This is a genomic window from Rhodopirellula halodulae (assembly GCF_020966775.1).
Classification (GTDB): Bacteria; Planctomycetota; Planctomycetia; order Pirellulales; family Pirellulaceae; genus Rhodopirellula; species Rhodopirellula halodulae.
Genome location: NZ_JAJKFV010000011.1, coordinates 564,972 through 588,085 on the forward strand (window position 1 = coordinate 564,972; position 23,114 = coordinate 588,085).

The 23,114-nt window shown below is 56.3% G+C and carries 16 protein-coding genes; 14 read left to right on the forward strand and 2 right to left on the reverse strand.

The features are described from left to right. The first annotated feature begins 371 nt into the window (after positions 1-371). The 3 genes from LOC70_RS10735 to LOC70_RS10745 are packed head-to-tail and all read left to right on the forward strand — an operon-like array spanning position 372 to position 2,847. Positions 372-863, forward strand: coding sequence for a DUF2924 domain-containing protein (locus tag LOC70_RS10735; protein WP_145295178.1), 492 nt, complete (start codon positions 372-374; stop codon positions 861-863). After that, positions 860-2,434, forward strand: a complete 1,575-nt coding sequence (locus tag LOC70_RS10740) for a recombinase family protein (protein WP_145295175.1) — start codon at positions 860-862, stop codon at positions 2,432-2,434. Before LOC70_RS10735 ends, LOC70_RS10740 begins: the two co-directional genes overlap by 4 nt. Beyond that, the gene (locus LOC70_RS10745; protein WP_196784637.1) at positions 2,431-2,847 is read left to right on the forward strand and encodes a hypothetical protein; all 417 of its coding nucleotides are present in this window, start codon (positions 2,431-2,433) and stop codon (positions 2,845-2,847) included. The genes LOC70_RS10740 and LOC70_RS10745 overlap by 4 nt, the downstream gene beginning before the upstream one ends. Before the next feature lie 8 nt (positions 2,848-2,855). Here LOC70_RS10745 and LOC70_RS10750 read toward each other — a convergent pair whose 3' ends face one another. Together LOC70_RS10750 and LOC70_RS10755 are read right to left on the reverse strand one after the other, a co-directional pair. After that, positions 2,856-3,734 (reverse strand): hypothetical protein, encoded by an 879-nt coding sequence (locus LOC70_RS10750; RefSeq protein ID WP_145295173.1) that lies wholly within the window; start codon positions 3,732-3,734, stop codon positions 2,856-2,858. 49 nt (positions 3,735-3,783) lie between these two features. Then, a complete protein-coding gene (locus LOC70_RS10755; protein ID WP_145304739.1) occupies positions 3,784-4,206 on the reverse strand; it encodes a hypothetical protein in 423 nt (140 codons plus the stop codon). A 186-nt stretch (positions 4,207-4,392) separates the two neighbouring features. Here LOC70_RS10755 and LOC70_RS10760 point away from each other — a divergent pair, with 186 nt between their 5' ends. The 11 genes from LOC70_RS10760 (at position 4,393) to LOC70_RS10810 (ending at position 22,858) form a co-directional block, all read left to right on the forward strand. After that, positions 4,393-5,304 carry an anti-sigma factor family protein gene (locus LOC70_RS10760; protein WP_146414935.1) on the forward strand — a complete coding sequence of 304 codons (912 nt, stop codon included), beginning with the start codon at positions 4,393-4,395 and terminating at the stop codon, positions 5,302-5,304. Positions 5,305-5,313: 9 nt separating this feature from the next. After that, positions 5,314-7,641, forward strand: coding sequence for an efflux RND transporter periplasmic adaptor subunit (locus tag LOC70_RS10765; protein ID WP_145295168.1), 2,328 nt, complete (start codon positions 5,314-5,316; stop codon positions 7,639-7,641). Positions 7,642-7,656: 15 nt separating this feature from the next. Next, complete coding sequence (locus tag LOC70_RS10770; protein ID WP_230253598.1) at positions 7,657-11,634, forward strand: efflux RND transporter permease subunit; 3,978 nt, start codon at positions 7,657-7,659, stop codon at positions 11,632-11,634. Between the two features lie 770 nt (positions 11,635-12,404). Further along, the gene (locus LOC70_RS10775; RefSeq protein ID WP_206036134.1) at positions 12,405-14,102 is read left to right on the forward strand and encodes an efflux RND transporter periplasmic adaptor subunit; all 1,698 of its coding nucleotides are present in this window, start codon (positions 12,405-12,407) and stop codon (positions 14,100-14,102) included. Positions 14,103-14,113: 11 nt separating this feature from the next. Beyond that, complete coding sequence (locus LOC70_RS10780) at positions 14,114-17,356, forward strand: efflux RND transporter permease subunit (protein WP_146414938.1); 3,243 nt, start codon at positions 14,114-14,116, stop codon at positions 17,354-17,356. Positions 17,357-17,386: 30 nt separating this feature from the next. Then, the gene (locus tag LOC70_RS10785) at positions 17,387-17,749 is read left to right on the forward strand and encodes an RND transporter (RefSeq protein ID WP_145295156.1); all 363 of its coding nucleotides are present in this window, start codon (positions 17,387-17,389) and stop codon (positions 17,747-17,749) included. 184 nt (positions 17,750-17,933) lie between these two features. Beyond that, positions 17,934-18,281, forward strand: a complete 348-nt coding sequence (locus LOC70_RS10790; RefSeq protein WP_196784632.1) for a heavy-metal-associated domain-containing protein — start codon at positions 17,934-17,936, stop codon at positions 18,279-18,281. 96 nt (positions 18,282-18,377) lie between these two features. Further along, positions 18,378-18,830 carry a thioredoxin family protein gene (locus tag LOC70_RS10795; protein ID WP_145295153.1) on the forward strand — a complete coding sequence of 151 codons (453 nt, stop codon included), beginning with the start codon at positions 18,378-18,380 and terminating at the stop codon, positions 18,828-18,830. Then, positions 18,827-20,086: a cytochrome P450 gene (locus LOC70_RS10800; RefSeq protein WP_146414939.1), complete on the forward strand. Its 1,260-nt coding sequence runs from the start codon at positions 18,827-18,829 to the stop codon at positions 20,084-20,086. Before LOC70_RS10795 ends, LOC70_RS10800 begins: the two co-directional genes overlap by 4 nt. After that, positions 20,083-20,727 (forward strand): cation diffusion facilitator family transporter, encoded by a 645-nt coding sequence (locus LOC70_RS10805; RefSeq protein WP_174820141.1) that lies wholly within the window; start codon positions 20,083-20,085, stop codon positions 20,725-20,727. The genes LOC70_RS10800 and LOC70_RS10805 overlap by 4 nt, the downstream gene beginning before the upstream one ends. After that, positions 20,720-22,858 carry a heavy metal translocating P-type ATPase gene (locus LOC70_RS10810; RefSeq protein ID WP_165701112.1) on the forward strand — a complete coding sequence of 713 codons (2,139 nt, stop codon included), beginning with the start codon at positions 20,720-20,722 and terminating at the stop codon, positions 22,856-22,858. The genes LOC70_RS10805 and LOC70_RS10810 overlap by 8 nt, the downstream gene beginning before the upstream one ends. The last annotated feature ends 256 nt before the right edge of the window (positions 22,859-23,114 follow it).

A 23,114-nucleotide genomic window follows, 5' to 3' on the forward strand; every position in this document is an offset into this window, starting at 1 on the left:
GGAAACGGTTTTGCCTGGAAGCTGTTTCGGGAACTCTTGAAGACTCTTTGGGAAAACGGCTTGAGGCGGGTCGGTTTCCAGGGCTCTCTGTGACGGACGCGGTTTCTGAGCGGCAGATGACCGCGGCCGAATCCATTCCTTCTTTCACAGAGGTACCCATTCATGAGTGATGCAAGACGCAGCAATATCGCTGCCATTCTTTCGCGTGCATTGACTCGATGCCGGACCAAGGCAGAACAATCTTCGACGCAATGTGCGATCTACACTCGCCAGTCGAATCAAGTTGACGTCGAACAAGATTCCGATTCGCTCGACAAAAATGATATGTCGATCGTCTCCGAAACGGAGCAAGCTAACACGGAGGTGAGCCGATGACGGATGAAACTCGACTGGCGGTTGCCGCGCTTGAGGACAAGACAGTCAATGAACTGCGATCGCTCTACGAAGAAGTGTTTGATGAAGTTTGTCGCAGTCGCCACAAGAAGTATTTGGTGCGACGAATCGCTTGGCGGCTGCAAGCGTTGGACGAAGGCGGGCTGAGCAACGAAGCGAAGCAGAAGGCTCGAGAGTTGGCGGCAACATCGGATCTTCGTATGACGGCTCCACGCGAAGAAGTTCTGGACAACGTTCGTCGGGCCACGCCGGAGGAAGATGGGTACGTCGACTGGGATCCTCGCTTGCCACCGCCGGGCAGCTTTCTGGAGCGGCGATACAAGGGCCAGATGGTTCGGGTGCTCGTATTGACGGACGGATTTGAGTACGAGGGCAAACGGTTTCGTTCGTTGTCGAAAGTCGCTGGCGAGATCACCGGGGTCAGCTACAACGGATTCCTCTTCTTTCGGCTCGGAAGGAGACAGAAATGAAAAAGAAAACGGAATCTGAACGGCGGATCATTCGGTGCGCGATTTACACTCGTAAGTCGACTGAGGAAGGACTCGATCAAGAATTCAATTCGTTGGACGCCCAGCGTGAAGCCGGCGAGAACTTCATCGCCAGTCAATCGCAAGAGGGCTGGAAGGTCATTTCGACGAGGTACGACGATGGCGGCTACTCGGGCGGCAACGTTGACCGGCCCGCGATGAAACGATTGCTGGAGGATATCGCGGCGGGCAAGATTGATTGCGTGGTCGTGTATAAGGTCGACCGATTGAGTCGTAGCTTGCTGGACTTCTCGAAGATCATGGAAACGTTCGACAACCATGGCGTGTCGTTCGTTTCGGTGACGCAGCAGTTCAATACGACGCACTCGATGGGTCGGTTGACGTTGAATATTCTTCTTTCGTTCGCACAATTCGAGCGAGAGATCATCGGCGAGCGGATTCGCGACAAGATCGCGGCTCAGCGACGGCGTGGTAAATGGGCAGGCGGTATCCCGGTGCTGGGCTACGACGTCGACCGATCCGGGCCAAGCCCGAAGTTGGTGGTCAACGCGGACGAGGCGGCGAAGGTGCGGCGTATTTTTGGCTTGTACCTCGAGATGGAGTCGATGACGCCGGTGGTCGAAGAACTTGACCGTCGTGGATGGTGCTTGAAGTCTTGGAAAACGAAATCGGGAAAGACGAGAGGCGGCAAGCCGTTTGATAAATCGTCGCTGCACACAATGTTGACCAACCAAACCTACATTGGTCGGATCAAGCATAAGACGCAGACGTTCAAGGGTGAGCACACGCCGATCATTGACCAGAAGTTGTTCGACGATGTCGCGGCGATGATGCGTAGTCACGCTCGCGGCGGCGGCAATCACTTGGTCAACAAGTATCAGGCGTTGTTGAAAGGTTTGATCTATTGCCCGGCGTGCAACTACTCAATGGTTCACAACGTCGCTCGCCGCCGGTCGAAAGTGTACCGCTACTACACGTGTGTGACGGCAATCAAACGCGGGCGGAAGTATTGTCCGTCACCCTCGTTGCCAGCGGCTGATATCGAGGCCGCTGTGGTCGACCAGATTCGCTGCATCGCGGATGATCCAGGTTTGCGCCGCGATGTGCTGGAACAGTCGAGCAAACGTTGTGAAGCGGAGTTGGCGGAGTTGACTACCCAACGAACGCAGCTCACCCAACGGTTGAATCACCAGCACGAGCAGATGAAACATGTGAGCAATTCGACGGATGCCGGGTCTGGCGATTCAGAGCGATTGGCCGCATTGCACCAGGAGGTCGCCGGCATTATCGAGTCGCTTGAAATCGTTAACGGCGAGATCGAACGTTTGACTGCGGAACAGATCGACGAGCGTGATGTGAACGCCGCCTTTGCAGATTTTGGCAACGTCTGGAATGAGCTGAACACTCGCGAGAAGTCGGCGGTGCTGACGTTGCTGATCAGTCGGATTGAATTCGACGCAGACGAAAGCTCGCTTTCGATTTCGATGCACCCGGCGGGCATCAAAGCCTTTTCCGCCGAAGCGACCGAACAACAACAGGAGACGAATTCATGATTACGGTCAAATGTAAGGTCAACGTGAACCTGAAGAAACCCGCCAAGAAGAAGGCGGAATCGGCCGACGAACCGCCGGTGAAAAGGCGCGGAAAGGTTCCCAGGATTTCTCGCTTGATGGCGCTCGCGATTCGTATGGACGAGATGCTGCGGCGTGGCGAGGCACAGGACACGATCGAACTTGCCGAGTTGGGCAAAGTCTCGCAGCCCCGTCTCACTCAAATTCTGAGCCTATCGCTGCTCGCACCCGAGATTCAAGAAGCGTTGCTCTACCTGCCCCGCGAAATGACGGGGCGTTCCAAAATTCACGAAAGGAACTTGCGTCCGATTACAAAGCAACTGTGTTGGGTCAAGCAGCGTGAAATGTGGAGCGATCTGATTCGCTCAGTCGGTCCGGCGGCGAAAGATGTTTGACGCCATATTTAGAACGCCGGTGGCGTGATTCCCTTGGCTTTGAGGGCGGCTAGGTATTTGTCTGGTTCGGCGACCAACTTTTTGGCACAGCCGGGGCAGCAGATGTAGACAGCTTTTCCATTGACATTGACCTTGCCTGGGACGCCCATGCCGCCCAGCGGTTCGTCCATCACGGGACAGGTTTTCTGTGCGGCGATTGCGGCAGCATCGGCAAGCGTCGATTTGAAAACGCCCTCGCGGACTTGTTCGCCTTTGGCGGTGTAGTACTTGGTGAGGTACTGGTCGGGTGAGGCTTCGACTTTCTTCGTGCAGCCCGCACAGCAGACGAAGAGTGACTTGTCACCGATTGTGATCTTGGGTGGCTTGCCCATGCTGCCGAGCGGTTGGCCGCTGACGGGGCACGTGGCTTGAAGGCTGATGAGGAGTTCGTCAGAGAGCTTACCGCTGGCGAGTTTGCCCATCGCATGGAAGACCAGAGGCTGGCTTCCGATGTTGGTGATCTCGACGTTGATGTGCAACGGTCGATCGACGACTTTAGACAGGTCGATGCCGACGCCGATTGCTAGGTTTTTGAGCGTTTTGAGTTCGTAGGCGTATTCCTTTTCGCTGTCGCCGACTCGCAGTTTCAGTGTGCCGGTCGCGTCGGGCGGGGCGATCGGTTGGTCGTTCTTGCCAAGGATCATGAACATGATGCCTTTGTCGGCGATCACGGTTTCAACGCGGCGGTCGCCAACGGTTTGCACAGTGCCACCGTGCGGGCCAGTTGCCGCAGTGGCGTGACTGTGCCCAGCGTGGTCGTGTCCGGAGTGGACGTCCTGCGCGGTCGCGAGTTGGGGCGACGCGAACAGTGTGGCCGCGACAATTGCAGTGAGAATGCGAAGTTTCATTGAAATAGTTCTTTGAAAATAGTGATGGTACAGGGTGATGAACGTGGGGCTACTGATTCAACTTGGCGAGGTACTTGTCTGGGTCGGCGAGCAGCTTGTCTTTGCAGCCGTCGCAGCAAATCCACACTGACTTGCCGTTCACATCGACCTTTTCAGGGGCTCCCATCGTTCCAAGCATCTCGCCGCTGACGGGGCACATGTGTTGGGCCATGGCGGACTTGTGATCTTCCGGCGATAGCTCTTTCAAGCCCGCCATCATCTTGGCCATTGGCGAATCGGAATCTGCGGTGGCGTGGTCGCCGTGATCGTGATCGGCGTGGTCGCCATGGTCATGGTCTGCGTGGTCCTCGGCCGTGTCGCTGGCGGGAGTCGCGGGTGGCGTCACAGGATCGGATTCGGGCGAGTTGCAGCCGAAAATGCCGAGAATGAGCAACCCGCCGAGTAGAAACGGGATGAATTTCGTGAGTCGCATGGGGTTTTGCCTTCGCGGATGAGGAGGGCGAATTTTTCGATTGACGTGCATTTGGATACTTGGGCGGTCGCTTTCTTCACGCCGTGCGGAAAGAATTCTGCAAATTCACTGAAATGCGTGAATAAACACGTACTTCGGGCATCAAAAACACATCAGCAGAAGCGTCTCCCAGAGAATGAGTGGGTTATGTCAACCAACGATTGCAAAACTGTGCAGCCAGACCTGTCGGCTTATCACGACGGCGAGCTTGCGGCTGGACGAGCGGCAACGGTGGCGAAACACGTTGAGTCATGCGAATCGTGTGCGGCAGAGCTGAGTTCGTTCAGGTCAATCGGGTCGAATTTCGCTCAAACGCCCATCCCAGCAAAGCCGTCTAGTCTGTGGCAGCGAATTGAGCGTGAATTGCCGACGGCCGTTGAGCCGGTGACACTGTCGCGACGGTTTAGCGTTTGGATTCGCGAGTCGCCGTATGGCGCGGGGCTGGTGTCGATGGCCGCGTCCGTTTTGGTTCTATTGGGTGCAGGTCTGTGGTACGGCGGCGGCAACAATCACAACATGGCCAGCAGTGGTGCGATGGCGACGCACGGCACCGATGGACATTCGCCTGATGGTGAGATGTCAGCCGAACACATGGTCGAGTTCGCTGGCGTGATGGACGAATACTTGCAGAAGCTGCCCAGCGATCCAGACGCAGCGGAACGAATGCTGCTTACCAAGTACGACGGTGAGAAAGTCGACGCGGACGGAGCAGTTAAGTTGGTCGGCTATCGACCGATCGTCTCGGGCGGATTGCCCGAGGGATATTCGTTGGCATCAACCAGCGTCTTGAAAATGCCTTGTTGCACGTGCGTAAAGGCGGTTTGCAAACGCAACGACGGTTCGACGTTGGTTCTATTTGAACACGACGACGAAGAGACGGCTTGGTTTGGCGATCGCCGCCAAAGCATGGCAACGTGCGGCGACAAAGATTGCTGCCTCGTCGATCTCGATTCCAGCATCGCGGCAACTTGGAAGCAAGGCACTCGAAGCGTCACCGCCGTCGGTGTTCGCGACCAAGATGAAGTGGCGAAGCTGGTGACCTGGTTAGACAAATCCTAAAGCGAACTCATGAACGAATTCTTCAAACAACACCGCGGGAAACTCTGGATTGCACAAGCGGTGGCGTTTGTGCTGCTCGGTGTCTTCGTCGCTTCTTGGTTTGGCGGCGGCTCGGATGAGCCGAATGTGTCCTCGAATTCCGGTACGTCGAATTCGGAGGCCATGCAAGGGAAACCGTCGATTTGGACTTGTTCGATGCATCCGCAAATCCGTCGCGATGGTCCGGGCAGTTGTCCGATCTGCGGGATGGACTTGGTTCCGGTCAGAGAATCGGCCGACGGTGTTCGCACCGTTTCGATCAGCTCTGAGATCAAGAGCCTAATGAACGTTCAGGTCAGCCCCGTGCGTCGGCAATACGTGACGGCCGATGTTCGGATGGTGGGCAAGATCGAGTACGACGAAACACGACTTGCCCACATCACGGCTTGGGTTCCCGGCAGGCTCGAACGCATGTTCGTTGACTATACGGGCGTCGAAGTCAACAAGGGCGACCACATGGTGCAAATCTACAGCGAGGCACTCTACACCGCACAGGAAGAGTTGCTTGCCGCCACTCGGCGGGACCGGCCGCAAAGCTCATCGCGTTTCATCGAACCACTCGATCTTGCCGAATCCGCTCGCGAGAAATTGCGGTTGCTGGGACTGACGCCAGAACAGATTCAGACAATCGAGCAACGTGGTAAGTCATCCGAAACCGTAACGATCTATTCGCCGGTCGGCGGCGTGGTCGTCGGCAAGTTGAAACAAGAAGGTGATCGCGTACAGACCGGCGACCGCATCTACACTGTCGCTGATTTGAACCACTTGTGGGTTCAAATGGATGCTTACGAATCGGACCTAGCTTGGTTGCGATACGGGCAAGACGTCGAGTTCACGACCGAAGCTTATCCGGGCGAGGTTTTTCACGGACGCATCGCGTTCATCGACCCGGTGTTGAACGAAGATACGCGAACAGTGAAGGTTCGCGTGAACGTCAGCAACGATGACGGCCGACTGAAGCCGGAGATGTTCGTGCGGGCGATCGTGAAGAGCAACGTCGCGGCGGGCGGCCGAGTGCTTGATGCGTCGTTAGCTGGAAAGTGGATCAGCCCGATGCATCCCGAGATCGTGAAAGATCAACCGGGCGACTGCGACATTTGCGGGATGCCATTGGTACGGGCCGAATCATTGGGCTATGTCACTGCGGAACCGACCGATGCTGCGAAGCCGTTGATCGTACCGACGTCAGCGGTGTTGCTAACCGGCACACGAGCGATCGTCTACGTTCAGATTCCCGACGCAGACAAGCCGACTTATGAAGGTCGGGAGATTGTGATCGGTCCGCGAGCAGGTGAATTCTATCTGGTGAAGTCCGGTCTCAACGAAGGCGACCTCGTTGTGACCAACGGAAACTTCAAGCTCGACAGTGCGCTGCAGATTTCTGCGAAGCCCTCGATGATGACACCTCAAGGTGGCGGCGGCGGTGGACACAACCACGGCGGTATGGAAATGCCAAAGGCAGACGAAGGTGTCACGATGAACGCGAGTCCGATGGAGTTGGTGCCAGCGGTACGTGATGCGATGCAAGGCATTGTTGAGCAATACAAAACGATTCAAGAAAAGGTCGAAGCAGCGAACCTCGCAGAGATTCGTGCCGGCTACGACGAACTGGGTAAAGCGGTCGAGGCGTTGCCAGCAGACTTGATCGGCCCCGACATGCGACCGCAATGGTTCGAGATTGCGATGTTATTGCGGAACGACGTCACCGAAGGCCGTGAGACCAATTCCATGCGTGAAGCCGATCGGGTGTTCGCGTTGACTCGCCAGCACGTCGATCAAATGAAGACGCAATTCCCGTTGCCGATGTCTCACGATGAAATGCAGATGCCAGCGATGGCGAACATGGATGCTCCGCCAGAAGTGACCCAGCAATTAGACGGCTTTGTCGGTCCTTATTTGGGACTTGGTAAGGCGCTCGCGGCCGACGATCTGGAGGGTGCGAAGCAAGCCGTCGAGCCGTTGCATCAGCGATTGGCTTCATTGCTGCCGATCGTCTCTGAGTCCAAAGCGGTCGAAATGTGGAACAAAGAGAAACGCGACTTGTCCGAGATCGTCGCAAGAATGCAGAAAGCAAGCGACCTCGCCGCCTTGCGGAGCGGATTCGCGTTGCTGTCTGAGCAGATGCTGAGCCTGGAGCGGATGTTCGGCCTTCCCACCGACGCGGCTCTTTACGAACTGCATTGCCCGATGGCGTTTGAGGGACGTGGTGCATCTTGGATTCAGTCCGACGATGCAGTTCGCAATCCGTACTACGGCCCGTCGATGCTGAAGTGTGCCGACAAAGTCGAAAAGTTGTAGGCCAAGTAATTCAACATGACTGACAACGATGAAACCATTGAATACGCAAAACGCTCGATCCTCGGCCGGCTGATCTGGTTCTGCTTGACCAACAAGCTCGTTGTCCTGTTGCTGGTCATTGCGACGCTGGGCTGGGGCGTCATGGTCGCGCCGTTCGATTGGGAAACCGGCGCGTTGCCTCGCGATCCCGTTCCCGTCGACGCGATTCCCGACATTGGCGAGAACCAACAAATCGTGTTCACGCAGTGGATGGGTCGCAGCCCACAGGACGTCGAGGACCAGATCGGTTATCCGTTGACGGTTGCGCTGTTGGGCATTCCCGAAGTCAAGACGATCCGCAGCTATTCGATGTTCGGCTTCTCGTCGATTTACATCATCTTCGGCGAAGACGCAGACTTCTATTGGTCGCGAACGCGAGTGCTGGAAAAGCTGAACAGCTTGCCCGCCGGTACCTTGCCCGATGGCGTGCAACCGACTCTCGGACCGGACGCGACAGCATTGGGGCAGATTTATCTTTACACGCTCGAGGGCCGCGATCCTGATGGCAACCCGACCGGCGGTTGGGACTTGCGAGAGCTGCGAACGATTCAAGACTACTACGTTCGCTATTCGTTGACTTCAGCGGAAGGGATCAGCGAAGTCGCGTCGATCGGCGGCTTCGTTCAGGAGTACCAAATCGACGTTGATCCCGATGCGATGCGGGCCGCTGGAGTGACGCTTGCGAAGGTGTTTGAGTCGATTCGCATGACGAACGTTGATGTGGGTGCTCGGACGATCGAACTGAACAAGGCGGAATACGTCATCCGCGGTCTCGGCTTCATCGAGGATATCGAAGACATCGAGAAGACGGTCGTAAAAGTGACGGACAACGTGCCGATCACGGTGGCCGACGTAGCCAACGTGTCACTCGGGCCGGCTCTCCGGCGTGGTGCGCTCGACAAGGCCGGTGCGGAAGCCGTCGGCGGAGTCGCGGTCGTGCGTTACGGATACAACCCGCTGGCAGCGATCAAGAACATCAAACAGCGTATCAAGGAAGTTTCGCCGGGCCTGCCGACGAAGGTGCTTGTCGATTACACAAAGACGTCGGCCGATGAAGTTGATCTCTACGCCGACCGGCATGACCTGGAACCGATCACGGGAGCGACGGCCAGTAGCGATGCCTGGGTCAAGCATCTTCGTGGCATGCCCCAAGAACAGTGGCCGACATGGATTACGACCAGTCAAGTCGCGGTCGTGCCCTTCTACGATCGCACGGGGTTGATCTACGAGACGCTGGGCACGTTGAACACAGCGCTGTTTGAAGAAATCCTCGTGACAATCATCGTGATCCTGGTGATGGTCGTCCACCTACGCAGCTCATTTCTTATTAGTGCGCTACTACCGCTGGCCGTTTTGATGTGCTTCATCGCCATGAAGACGTTTGGCGTGGACGCAAACATCGTGGCGTTGTCTGGCATCGCGATTGCGATCGGGACGATGGTCGATATGGGGATTATTCTCACCGAGAACATTCTCAAATACCTGGATGAAGCTGCGCCCGAAGACGACAAGTTGACGGTGATCTTCAAAGCGGCTCACGAAGTCGCCGGTGCGGTGCTGACCGCCGTGACAACGACCGTGGTCAGTTTTCTGCCAGTATTCACGATGATCGGTGCGGAAGGAAAGCTGTTTCGTCCGCTCGCATTCACCAAGACGTTTGCACTCACGGCATCCGTCATTGTGGCGCTGACAATCATTCCGCCAGCCGCCCACGTGTTGATGGGCGGGCGCATTGAGTCAAAGAGTTTGCGTCGTGGGGCTTGGTTCGCGTTACTGATTCTCGGTATTGCGGCGTCGATGATGTTGACGTGGTGGGTCGGTGCAATCTTGATCGTGCTGTCCGCATACAAACTGTACGAAGAACGGATTCCTGAGCGTTACCACCGTTTCGGACCGTACGCGGCCAGTGCACTCGCGGCGATAGTCGTCGGTGTTCTGCTGACGCAGGAGTGGTTGCCGCTGGGACCGCAGAAAGGTTTGCTACTGAATTTGCTGTTCGTCGGCGGATTGATTGGCGGCATCCTCGGCTTCTTTACTGTCTTTCAACGATTCCTGTACGAACCGATCCTGCGTTGGTGCCTGAATCACAAGCTCGCGTTTCTCTGCTTGCCAACTGCGATCCTGTTGTTCGGTGGATCGGCTTGGTTGGGTTTCGACAAGGTCTTTGGTTTCGTTCCCAAGGCGTTCTCGATGGTTGGCATTTCAGATTCGACTGTTCGGGAGTCCGGTCCTTGGAGAACAGCAACCAACGTGCTACCGGGACTCGGCAAAGAATTCATGCCGCCGCTCGACGAAGGCTCGTTCCTCTACATGCCCACCACGATGCCGCACGCTTCGATCGGTGAAGCGATGGACGTGTTGCAGTTGCAGAACCAACTGCTCGTCTCGATCCCCGAAGTCGAATCGGTCGTCGGTAAGATTGGTCGCGCCGACACTCCGCTTGATCCGGCACCCGTGTCGATGATCGAAACCTACATCACCTACAAGTCGGAATACAAAACCGACGAAGACGGTCACCGGCTGAACTTCCGCTATGACACGGAAGCAAACGAGTATATCCGCGACGACGACGGTGAGCTGATCCTTGATCCCACCGGTCGTCCGTTCCGGCAATGGCGAGACGAAATACGCACGCCTGACGACATTTGGCAAGCCATCACGACGGCGGCCCAGATTCCAGGCACGACGTCCGCTCCTAAACTGCAACCGATCGCGGCTCGGATCGTGATGCTGCAGAGCGGCATGCGTGCGCCGATGGGGATGAAGGTGAAAGGCCCGGACCTGGAAACGATCGAGCGGGTTGCCTTGGAATTGGAATCGCTGTTGAAGCAAATTCCAACGGTCCAATCGTCAGCCGTCATCGCTGACCGCATCGTCGGCAAGCCGTACTTGGAGATCGACATCGACCGCGATGCGATCAAGAGATACGGACTGCATATTCGCAGCGTGCAGGACGTGATCGAGGTTGCGATTGGCGGCCGGCAGATTACGAAGACAGTCGAAGGCCGTGAGCGTTTCCCAGTGCGAGTTCGTTACGCCCGCGAACTGCGGGACGATCTCGAATCGCTCGAACGGATTCTGGTCCCAACGCCGATGGGATCGCAGATTCCGCTCGGACAACTCGCAGACATTCGTTACACGCGCGGCCCGCAGGTCATCAAGAGCGAAGACACGTTCTTGCTCGGATACGTGCTATTCGACAAGAAGCCCGGTGAGGCGGAAGTCGACGTTGTCGAAGATGCTCAGGCATTTTTGCAATCGAAGATTGACTCGGGCGAGTTCACGCTGCCCGCTGGAGTCACCTACACGTTCGCAGGCAACTACGAAAACCAAATCCGATCGCAAAAAACGCTGGCAATCGTGTTACCACTCGCACTCGGGATCATCTTCTTGATTCTGTACCTGCAATTCAAATCAGCCATCACAACATCGCTAGTCTTCAGTGGCATCCTGATCGCGTGGGCGGGCGGTTTCATCATGCTATGGTTGTACGGGACCGAATGGTTCCTCGATTTCAGCTTACTCGGCACCAACATGCGTGAGCTGTTCCAAGTCAAAACGATCAACCTAAGTGTTGCCGTTTGGGTCGGCTTCTTGGCCCTGTTCGGCATCGCCAGCGACGATGGCGTCGTGATCGCATCGTACCTTGACGAAAGCTTCCGCAAGGATCGCATCGAGAACGCCCAGCACGCTCGCGAAGCCACTGTGGCTGCCGGCATGAGACGCGTTCGACCGTGTTTAATGACCACGGCGACGACAATCCTGGCATTGATTCCAATCCTGACATCGACCGGCCGTGGCAGCGACATTATGGTGCCGATGGCGATCCCCAGTTTCGGCGGCATGGTCATCGCAATCATCACGATGTTTATCGTGCCGGTTTTGTATTGCAGTGCGATGGAGTGGAAGTTGCGGCTGGGTATCCGAGACGAACGCTTTGCGAAGGACGCTTGAGGGAAGATGGGGAGTGAAGCTGGGTTAATCAGACTCCCAAGTGGGCGTGTTGGTATGCGAATTGCTTGATTTGCGGCTGGCCATGCAAGAATGACAGAACAACGCGGCAAGCATTTGCCGATAAACTGGACTGGTCGCAAGGCTAGTTGTAGCCTACAATCTTTTTGATGGCCTACCTATTAAGAAGAACCAACTGACACGATGTTTCGGCTGCTTTTACTATCGTTTATCGCATTGCGAGTTGTCGCGTGCCCGGTGTTTTGCCTGGGTGGGTCTGATGATCGTTTTGTGAGCGATGTGGCAGTTGTGCATCATTCTTGTGGTTGTTCTGGTGAACAGAACGCGCCTTGTGATGACGATAGCGTTCCACCGGTGGAATCGCCTTGCCCTTGCGAAACGGGATGTGAGTGCCAGGTCACGCCTGAGCTGAACCACCGAACGATTGCTGATTTTCAGCTCGCCTTGGATCTCGCTCCGCTGAAATTGGAGTCGCTTGATCTCTCTGAGGTCTTGGTTTCTCGATTCGAGCATCAACCACGTCCATTCAATCTCTTGACGGGTCGCTCGGTGCGCGTTGCGCACTCTTCTTGGCTGCTCTGAGCCGCGACTAGGTCACTTCGTCTGCTGACCGGCGAACTCGGTTTGTAATTCCGGCTACGGATTTTCGCGCTTGGGTTCTCCCTTCTGGTTGGCTGCGATTTTAGTCGTTGTATGCGCTCGCGGTTGTTGCGTGCGCTGCTTGCACCGTCTCTAGCCAGCAAGGTTTTCCAATGAGTCATCCGATTCCCCATGCGCCGAGAAAAAATCCTCGGCAAGAACCCGTGAAGCCGTCCGTCAACGGACACAAGGTTCCAGACGCCAAAACTGAAATTACTCAGGACGGGAAATCAAAACCTCGCGGTCCCGTTCGCCGCGGTATCTCGTTCGTGCTCGGTAGTATCGGACCGACGCTGGTTCTGGCCGGTTTCGCTGCCGTGTTTTGGTATGGGCATCACAACGATTGGCGGATTCCCAAATTCGCCGCGTTAACCGGCGAAGTCGAACCGGTTGTCGATGATTGGTGTGAGGAACACGCGGTGCCGGAGTCCATTTGCGTCGAGTGCGATCCGACGTTGATGCCCAAAGGACCGGACTACGGTTGGTGTTCGGATCATGGCGTTCACAACTGCGTGCTGGATCATCCCGATGTCGCGCAACTCAAGCAGCCGCCATCGCGGGGCGAGCTTGCGGCGGACTTGCAGCGTGCGGCCCGTGCGTTGGCGATTGCCCCGCGCAAGGAAAACAACAGCGGCTGCAAGATCTACCAAACGCGGATTCAGTTCGCGTCGATTGAAGCTGTGATGCAGGCGGGCGTTGATGTCGAACTGGTTGAGCGGCATCCGATTGTGGAGTCGATTTCTGGCAATGGTGAAATTGTCTACGACCCGACGCGGCAAGCCAAACTGGCGTCTCGCGTGCCGGGCAGCGTTTGGAGAGTTTTCAAGAATGTGGGGGACAAAGTCTCCAAGGGCGAAGTGTTGGTGGTCGTCGACGCGGTCGAAGTCGGGGAATTAAAAACCTCGCTGCTGCGTTCGCTCGCCGAAGAGAAGTTGCAACAACAGAACGTATCGCGTTTGACCAAGGCACGAAGCGCGATTGCGGGGGCGAGAGTTCTGGATGCAGAGGCGGCGCTGGCTAAAGCACGTGCGGATGTCTTGAGTGCGGAGCAATCGTTGCGGAATCTGGGGTTGCCGGTTGACGTCAAACGGCTTCGGGGAATGGACGAACAACAGGTGCTCGATGAATTGCGTTTCATCGGTATTCCTTCGTCAATCCGCTCGCAACTCGACGCACAAAGCGACACTGCCAATCTGCTACCGCTTGCGTCGCCGATGGATGGGATCGTCATCGAGCGAACCGTGACGCCGGGCGAGGTGGTCAATCCGTCGCGGATGCTATTTCAAATCGGTAACACTCGCCAGATGTGGCTGCAACTGAGCGTGCCGCTGGAAAACATGGACCAATTGGCGATCGGGCAACGCATCCGGTTCGCACCCGATGGCAGTCGTCAGGTCGTCGAAGGCGTGCTGGACTGGATCGACACATCGGCCGATCAAGACACTCGCATGTTGGAAGTGCGGGCGGTTCTGGCCAATGACGGCGGGCGGCTTCGAAACGAGACATTCGGCATGGGAGAGATCGTCCTGCGTGAGGAAGCCGATGCGATTGTCATTCCGACCGGAGCGTCACATTGGGAAGGCTGTTGCCAAGTCGTCTTTGTTCGCGACAAGGATTATTTCTCCGGCCCCGACAGCTACAAGCTGTTCCACGTCCGCTCGGTTCGATTGGGTGCCCAAAACGGCGACATCACGGAAATCATCTCCGGTGTCTTGCCCGGCGAGGTCATCGCGACCGCTGGTAGCGACGTGCTGAAGGCGCAGTTACTGAAAAACAATCTTGGTGCAGGCTGCGACTGCGTCGCTGAATAGGGAGAGCACGGATGCTTAATTGGCTCATTGATTTTTCGCTCAAGCACCGCGGATTGGTGATTGTGACGGCGTTGTTGTTTGCGGTTGTCGGCGGTTTCTCGCTGCAACAACTCGACATTGACGCATTTCCCGATACGACTCCGGTACAGATTCAAATCAACACGGTTGCGCCGTCACTGGCCTCCGAAGAGATTGAACGCCAAATCACCTTTCCCGTCGAGCAAGCCATTAGCGGTTTGCCGGGACTGCACGAACTGCGCTCGATTTCCAAGTTCGGGTTGTCGCAAGTCGTGGTCATCTTTGACGATGACATCGACATCTACTTCGCTCGGCAATTGATCAACGAAAGGCTTTCCACAGTCGAATTACCCGACGGAATTGGGCGGCCCCAAATGGGGCCTGTATCGACTGGGCTGGGTGAGGTCTTTCACTACGTCGTGGTCAATGACGGTGTTGATCTTTCGCAGGTGTCGCGAGAGCAACGCGTCAAGCAATTGACCGAACTCCGCACGATTCATGACTGGGTCATCAAGCCTCAGCTTCGTTCGGTGCGTGGCGTGGCGGAAGTCAACAGTTGGGGCGGATATGAAAAACAGTATCAGGTGCGGATCGACCCGGACCTACTGCTCAAATACGGACTGACGTTCGAGCAAGTCAGCGAGGCAATTCAGGAGAACAACGAAAACGTCGGCGGCGGTACGGTGACCGATGGCAGTGAGATGCTGTTGGTCCACGGTGTTGGTCGGACGGTGAACATTGCACAAATCGAAGAAGTCATCGTCACGGCCAAAGACGGTGTGCCGGTTCGTGTTCGCGACGTGGCCGAGGTACAGATCGGTCACGAGATTCGTCGTGGTGCGGTCACGGCCAACGGTCGAGGCGAAGCCGTGCTGGGTCTCGGTTTCATGCTGATGGGCGAGAACAGTGACGAGGTCACATGGGCACTGAAGGAAAAGCTCGAACAGATTAAGGAAACCCTGCCTGCCGGTGTAACGATTCAAACGGTCTACGATCGGACGGAACTGATCGACCACGTCATCCATACCGTGCAGAAAAACTTGTTTGAGGGCGGCCTGCTGGTCATCGCCATCCTGTTCATTTTTCTTGGCAATTTGCGAGCCGGGTTGATCGTGGCTTTGGCGATTCCGTTGTCGATGCTGTTCGCGTTCTCGGGAATGTTGAAGTTTGGCATCGCCGCGAGTTTGCTCAGTCTCGGTGCGATCGACTTTGGATTGGTTGTCGATAGCAGTGTCGTGATGATCGAGAACTGCGTGCGGCATTTAGCACACAACCGGGACGGTAAGAGCCGCTTGGAGATTATTCGCGATGCAGCCATTGAAGTTCGCAAGCCGACGATGTTTGGCGAACTGATCATCATGATCGTCTATTTGCCGATCCTGACCCTGGAAGGCATCGAAGGAAAACTGTTTAGGCCGATGGCGTTGACCGTCATCATGGCACTCGCCGGTTCGATGATTCTTTCGCTGACGTTGATGCCCGTTTTGGCGAGCATCTTTTTGCCCAAAAACATCAAGGAAACGGAACCTTGGTTGATCCGCGTTCTGAAATGGCTGTACGCCCCGGTGCTGCGGTTCACCATGCATCACAAGGCGTTCGTGATTGGTTCGGCCGTGCTGTTGTTGGTCAGCGTTTTCACCCTCGTCGCACCTAACCTCGGCAGCGAGTTCGTGCCTCGACTTTCCGAAGGAGCCATTACGCTCAATGTTGTGCGTTTGGCGGGCACGCCGCTTGAAGAATCCATGCGTTACAACACGCGGATGGAGCAGGTGCTACTGGAAAAGTTCCCTGACGAAGTCAACCAAGTTTGGAGCCGCATCGGGACCGCCGAAGTCGCCACCGATCCGATGGGGACTGAACTTACCGACCTGTTCATCACGCTGCATCCCCGCGAGCAATGGACGCGGGCGGAAACGCAAGAGGAACTGACGACTCTGGTGCAACGGGAGCTTCGCGATTTGCCGGGGCCGCGTTTGGCGTTGTCGCAACCGATTGAGATGCGAATGAACGAGATGATCTCGGGCGTTCGCTCGGACGTCGCGGCAATCCTGTACGGCGATGATCTCGATCTGATGAACGAGAAAGCAATCGAGATTGAACGGGCATTGAATTCGATTGCCGGGGCTTCGGACGTGAAGATCGAGCAGATATCAGGTCAGCCGGTTTTGCAAATTCAAGTCAAACAGGATCAGATCGCTCGCTACGGTATCCCCGCCAGCACGGTGATGAACATCGTCCGCTCCTTGGGAAGCAATCATGTCGGCGAAGTCTACGAAGGGCAACTGCGATTTCCGTTGGTGATTCGATTGCCAGAAGAAGCAAGGTCTGACCCGGAAGCCATCGGTGAAATTTTGGTCGCGACGCCGTCGGGCCAACGCATTCCGCTTTCGCGTCTGGCCTCGATCGAGCGTGTGGAAGGTTTCAACACGATCAAACGCGACTGGTATCAACGTCGCATCACGATCGAGGCGAATGTGCGTGGCCGCGACCTTGGCAGTTTCGTCGCCGAGGCACAGCAAGTCGTCGATGCCAAGGTTCAATTGCCCGCCGGTCGCTATCGCATCGAGTGGGGTGGGCAGTTTGAAAACCTCGAGCGAGCACAGACGCGGTTGATGATCGTCGTGCCGATCGCGCTGCTGTTGATCTTGGCATTGCTCTACACAACGTACCGCAACTGGATCGACTCGTTTCGTGTGTTCACGGGCGTTCCCTTCGCATGGATCGGCGGCGTGCTGGCGTTGTGGATTCGCGACATGCCGTTTTCGATTTCGGCCGCTGTTGGCTTCATCGCCTTGTCCGGCGTCGCGGTGCTCGATGACATGCTGCTGGTTTCAACGATCCGACAACTGCGACGGCGTGGGCGTTCGCTGGATGAAGCCGTCGAGGAAGCGGCAATGACAAGATTGCGTCCGATCCTGATGACCACGTTGGTGGCCAGCCTCGGCTTTGTGCCGATGGCCTTCAGCACGGGCATGGGAGCGGAAGTGCAACGACCGCTGGCGACGGTCGTGATCGGTGGCGTTTGCAGCGCCATGATCATGAGCCTGCTTGTACTTCGTGTGCTTTACGTGGTCTTCAACATGCCCACCGAGAGCCACGATGACGATGGAGGAGACGATGACGGTCATTGTCTTGAGCCGGAAGAACCGACCGACCCGGAGGCCGGACTGGAGTTTGATGCTTCGCAAGAGCGAGAGTCACAACGTTGGTCCGAACCGACGACGGTCACCCCCTAGAAATTCGGCCCTGAGCCGAAGGAGAACAAGATGAATTGGATGATGAATGGACGCGGCCTGATGTTTGGTTTGCTGGTAACAGCGGCGATCGGACTGGCAGGATGCAATAGCGACGACGTTGCTACCGAACCGGGCGTGGCGGAACCCGTCGCGGCCACAAACGTGGACCACAGCCACGGTGGTTGGTGGTGCGTCGAACACGGCGTGCCCGAGGAGGAATGTCCCCGATGCGACAAAACGCTGGTGTCCGAGTTCAAGGAAGCGGGCGATTGGTGCGACGAGCACGAGCGTCCCGAGTCGCAGTGTTTCATTTGCAGCCCCAAACGCGCCGAAAAGTTTGTCGCACGTTACGAAGCGAAGACCGGTCACCAACCGCCCGAACCGACCGAGTAATTTGCTCGAGCCAAGTGGCTGGGGGTGTGGTGGCTTCGACCAGCCCGTTGAAAACGCTCGCTCCCAGTCACTCTTTCGTCCCAACTCCCAACTCAAAAGGAGATCGCCATGTGACACTCAGCCCCCATCCGAAAGGACTGACCATTTTGAAAACCACAATCTGTTACCTGGAAGGAATCTGAAAATGTACCGCACCTCCCTCTGCCTTGCCCTGACGTTCGCCTTTGCCGTTTGCATGACCGCCCAAAGCCGAGTGGCCAATGCCGCTGGTGCTTCGACGACCAAAACCACCATCACCTTGAAGGTTCTCACCTGCGAGAACTGCGCCAAGAAGGTGGCGGCCAAGTTGAACGAAGTTCCCGGCGTCGAAAGCGTCAAGACGGACGTCAAATCCAAGACCGCGACCGTCGTTCCCAAAAGCAACGCGACCCCGTCGCCGTTGAAACTTTGGGAAGCGATCGAGAAGGCCGGTAAGGAACCAGTGAAGCTCGTCGGGCCGAGCGGAACGTTCACGTCCAAACCGAAGCAATAGTCTCACACCGACTCTCAATTGATACGCCGCCGATGTGGAGACTTCTTCCGCATCGGCGGCAGTCGGCCAACGAATGTCGGAAGCCAACAACCACCTATGCCATTTCACCAAACTCACCACATCGCCGCCGCGTTGATCGCTCTCGTTTTGCTAACCGTCGGATGCGATCGCGACTCATCGCCAACGAATGTAGTTCCGTCACCGACCAGCGCGGGACCGATTCAGTTGACGGATGATTCGTTTCAAGCTGAAGTCCTTGAAAGCGAACTCCCGGTGTTGGTCGATATGTGGGCACCGTGGTGCCAGCCCTGCATCGCGATGAAGCCGACGATACAGCGACTTGCATCGGAGTTGTCCGGAGATGTGAAAGTGGCCGAATTGAACATTGAAGAGAACCCGTTCATTCAACAAAAGTATGACATTGACAAGTATCCGATGCTATTGATTTTCGTCGATGGCATCGAGGTGCAAAGACTTGTGGGAAGCGAAACCCACGAGCAACTACTCGACGCGCTATCAAATCATGTAGCCGTGGAGAAACAACGATGAGCAAGCTGCCTGTAGAAACAAGACTCGATAGCACACTTGCGCTCGCACGCAATCCGTACCGTTTTGTTTCGTCACGATGCGAGAAGTTCAACACCGACGCATTTGAAACTCGGCTGTTGCTGCAAAAGGTCATTTGCATACGAGGCGAGGAAGCCGCCAAGGCGTTTTACGACACCTCGCGTTTCACCCGCGTCGGTGTCGCTCCGCCGCGAATCGCCAAGACTTTGTTCGGACGCGGCGGGGTACAGGGCATGGACGGCAAGGCCCATCGTCATCGCAAGATGATGTTCATGTCGTTGCTGACCGAAGACAAAATTGGCGGACTGACGAGGCTTGCTCGTGACATTTGGAACCGTCGAATTCTGCAATGGTCACGCATGGATCAGGTCGTGCTTTACCGACAGGCTCAGGAAGTTCTCACCGAAGCGGTTTGTCAGTGGGCAGGCGTGCCGCTCGATCCCGCCGATGTGGATCGCAGGACCAGCGAGCTGGCGGCGCTTTTTGACTATGCAGGCAGTATTGGTCCAAACCATTGGTGGGCAAGGATCGCACGCAAACGCAACGAGGCTTGGCTGCGTGGAATCATCGAACAAATTCGTGCTGGAACCTATCAACCCCTCGAAGACACCGCCGCATTCATCGTCGCCAACCATCGCGATCTCGATGGAAACTTGCTCGACGCTCAAATCGCTGCGGTCGAGCTAAACAACATTTTGCGTCCAACGGTCGCCGTGTCGGCTTACATCGTTCAGTGTGCGCACGCCTTGAACGAGCATCCTGTGATTCGCGAACAACTTCGCGATGGCTCCCCGGATGATTTGCATTGCTTTGTGCAGGAGGTCCGGCGTTACTATCCATTCTTTCCGTTTGCCGGAGCAAAGGTGAAAGAATCATTCGAGTGGCACGGTTACCACTTTCCGAGCGGTCGGAAGGTGCTGCTGGACCTATACGGCACCAACCATGATCCACGTCCTTGGAACCAGCCAGAATCGTTCAGACCATCCCGTTTTCGCGAATGGGACGGGAATCCATTCACCTTGATACCTCAAGGCGGCGGCGATCACTACCAGAACCACCGCTGCCCCGGCGAATGGATCGCGATCGAGCAAATGAAAGCGGCCACCGACGTGCTCGTCAACCGATGCAGCTACGAGATCCCGGAACAGGATTTGCAAATTGCGATTGATCGACTTCCCGCCATTCCCGCTGACCACTTTGCCATGACGAACATTCAACTGCTAAGAGAAGTGCGATGAGCGAGGAACGAGCAAAATTGATACGCCGGGGTCGCAATGTCGAAATTGCCAGCCTGATCTACAACATCACCGAAGTGACCATTTCGCTAACGGCCGGATTCATGACGGGCAGTTCGGCGCTGATCAGTTGGGGCGTCGATAGCATCGTCGAAGCGAACTCCGCCGCGTTCATGATCTGGCAATTGAACGGCGAAGCCAAAGGTATCAACGAGCGAGACAAGCGGAAGAGAAAGAAGATCGCGTTAGGGGTTCTCTCGGGTGCCTTTACGATTGCTGTCTTATTCATCTGTTACGAGGCGATCAGCAAGTTCATCAGCCAAGAAACTGCGTCGATGTCGTGGTGGGGCATTGGCATCTTGCTGGTGTCGTTGGTCGTCAACCCGATGCTGGCATGGGGCAAGTATCGCTACGGCAAGAAGACCGATTCGGCGACTCTGAAATACGACGCCATTGACACGATGATCTGCGAGTACCAAACCATTGTCGTGCTGATCGGCGTCGGTCTGGTGCAGTGGCAAGGTTGGTGGTGGGCCGATCCGGTGGCTGCACTGTTGATCGTTCCCTATGTGGCTTGGGAAGCCTACGAGTCTGGACGCGACGCATGGCAAGTTCAAATCGACGAGGAAGACAACGATGAGTGATACAAACAACATGCAACTTAAAATTCACGGCATGGATTGTGCCGAAGAAGTATCGTTGATCAAACGCGAACTGGTGCCGCTGCTCGGTGGCGATGAGCGTTTGGGTTTCGACTTGCTAAGTGGTCGACTAACCGTCGACCTCGATGGCGTTGACGTTACTTCCGGTGACGTGTTGGCGGCGATCGAGCGAACCGGGTTGAAAGCTGAAACGTGGGAGAACGCACAACAGTCCTCCGACGACCAATCGTTCTGGGTCAAGCATCAGCGGGCGATCATGACCGCGATTAGCGGTGTGTTCGGCGGGATCGGGCTGGTGATTCATTTGCTCTCAGGCGGATTCGACGGGGCCGTCGCAACGCCCGCGATCGTTTGCTACCTGATCGGAATTTTGGCCGGGCTGTATTTGGTGCTACCGAAAGCTTGGCGAGCACTGGTCACCTTGCGGCCTGACATGAATTTGCTGATGTCGGTCGCGGTGATCGGGGCGATCGCGATCGGCGAATGGTTTGAGGGAGCGGCGGTCGCATTCCTGTTTTCGCTGTCGTTGTTGCTGGAATCATGGAGCATCGGTCGGGCTAGACGGGCGATCGCTTCGCTCATGGACCTGACGCCGCCGGTCGCTCACCTGCGACACGAATCTGGAGAAGTCCGCGACGTTGTTCCTGCCGAGGTGCCGGTTGGTTCGACCCTGATCATTCGACCGGGCGAGAAAATACCGCTCGATGGGGAAGTCACCGTGGGCATTAGCGACGTCAATCAGGCACCGATCACCGGCGAAAGCGTGCCAGTCGAAAAGCAGGTCGGTAGTGAGGTGTTCGCTGGAACGATTAACGGCGACGGCTTGCTGGAAATGCGAAGCACCAAAGCCGCTGAAGACACGACGTTGGCCCGCATTATTCAGATGGTCGGCGACGCCGGATCGAAGCGTGCTCCGTCAGAAAAGTGGGTAGAGAAGTTTGCCGCGGTCTACACACCGGTGGTGATGGCGGTCGCGTTGTTGATGCTTTTAATTCCGACTTTGCTGCTCGGACAACCATGGTCGGTTTGGATCTATCGGTCGCTGGTGTTGCTGGTCATCGCCTGCCCATGTGCATTGGTCATTTCTACACCGGTGTCGGTCGTCGCATCGCTGGCCGCCGCTGCACGCAATGGCGTGTTGGTTAAAGGCGGCGTGTTCATCGAGCTACCTGGTAAGCTGGTCGCGATCGCGATGGATAAGACCGGGACGCTAACCAAGGGTGCCCCCGAAGTCATCGACGTCGTTCCGATGAACGACCACGACGAAGAAGAATTGCTAACGCGCGGCGGAGCCTTGGAACTCAATAGCAACCATCCGCTCGCACGAGCCATCGTTGATGAAACCAAGAAACGTGGCATGACGATGCCGCCAGCCGAATCGTTCGAAACGATTCAAGGCAAGGGGGCGACCGGAGTCATTAATGGTAAAAGCTACTGGCTCGGTTCGCATCGCTATTTGGAACAACGCGGTCAGGAAACCCCGGAGGTTCACCAGCAACTCGAAGCGATGCAGGAGGCCGGGCGAACCGTCGTCGTGATCGGCAATGACCAGCACGTTTGCGGCTTCATTACGCTGGCCGATGCCATCCGTGACGAGACTCGAGAGGCAATCAAGACTTTGCACCAAGTCGGCATCAAGCAAATCGTGATGCTGACCGGCGACAACGAAGGCACCGCCAAAGCGATCGGCAAGGAGTCCGGTATCGACGAAGTCCACGCGGAGTTGTTGCCTGAAGACAAAGTCGCGGCGGTCGAACAACTCGTTTCACGTTACGAGCATGTCGCGATGATAGGCGATGGCGTGAATGACGCACCCGCCCTAGCCCGGGCTTCATTGGGACTTGCGATGGGAGCGGCGGGAAGCGACGCCGCGATTGAAACAGCAGACATCGCCCTCATGTCCGACGACCTGTCGAAACTACCTTGGCTGATCGAGCACTCGCGACGAACGTTGTCCATCATTCGCCAGAACATTTGGTTTTCACTGGCAATCAAAGCATTGTTCGTCGTGCTGACCTTGGCGGGAGTGGCATCACTGTGGGCCGCCATCGCGGCCGATATGGGCGCTTCCCTACTGGTGATCGCCAATGGTCTGAGGCTGCTCCGCTGCTGAGACGTTAAAATCGTTACAACCCGATCGCGGATTCTTCCGAATGTTCGCACTTGCGGAATCGCAACTAACAATCCGATCGTACCCATCCGATGGAAAGCATGGGCTGGTCTGTATTTTCACGGAGGAAGACGCGGTGATCGCGAACGATAGGACCAGTACGCGCCGGCGGCGAGCAAGACGCTTGTTGCTTTTGGCGGCTTTGGGTTTCACGAGTGGTTGCCAGTCGGTTGGGCAGCATGTCGCTCAATCGACTTCG